This window comes from Microbacterium sp. HMWF026 (assembly GCF_003061325.1).
Lineage (GTDB): Bacteria > Actinomycetota > Actinomycetes > Actinomycetales > Microbacteriaceae > Microbacterium > Microbacterium testaceum_E.
Genome location: NZ_QAJB01000417.1, coordinates 1 through 611 on the forward strand (window position 1 = coordinate 1; position 611 = coordinate 611).

Annotated in this window: 1 protein-coding gene; it reads left to right on the forward strand. The window is 73.3% G+C overall.

What is annotated here, in order from left to right:
- A partial coding sequence (locus DBR36_RS15100; RefSeq protein ID WP_146185393.1) for an FUSC family protein occupies positions 1-574 on the forward strand: 574 nt, incomplete at its 5' end.
- Positions 575-611: the final 37 nt, after the last annotated feature.

Here is a 611-nt window from a genome sequence, read left to right on the forward strand (position 1 = left end):
GCTCGTGGGCGGGGCGAGCGTGGCGTGGAGCCTGGTCGTGACCACCGCGTTCGTGTTGATCCGCCGCGGCTCGTGGGCGCGACCGCGCCGCGCGCGCCCGCCGATCGGTTCGGTCGCGTGGGAGATGACCGCGACCGTGGGCGCCGCGGCGCTGCTCGCGGGCGTGATCGGCGCGCTGCTGGTGGGGACCCACTGGTACTGGGCGATGGTCGGCGCCGTCGCCGCCGTCGGCGGGGCGCACGTCACCGCGCGCCTCATCCGCGGCGTGCAGCGCCTGGTCGGCACGCTGCTCGGCGTGCTCATCGCGGCGGGGCTCCTCGTTCTGCACCTGCCGCCGTGGCTCGTCATCGTCGTCGCCGTGGTGCTGCAGGCGGGCGCCGAGTTGTTCGTCGGCCGCAACTACGGCATCGCGATGCTCTTCATCACTCCGCTGGCCCTGCTCATGGTGTCGCTCGCCTCTCCGGTGGCGCCCGAGATGCTCCTGCGCGACCGCGTGATCGAGACGCTCATCGGCGTCGCCGTCGGAACGGTCGTCGCGATCGTGTCGGCGGGTCTGCGGCGTCGCTCCGCCTGACCGAAAGGATCGTGTCATCGACTCCCCCTCCCTCACC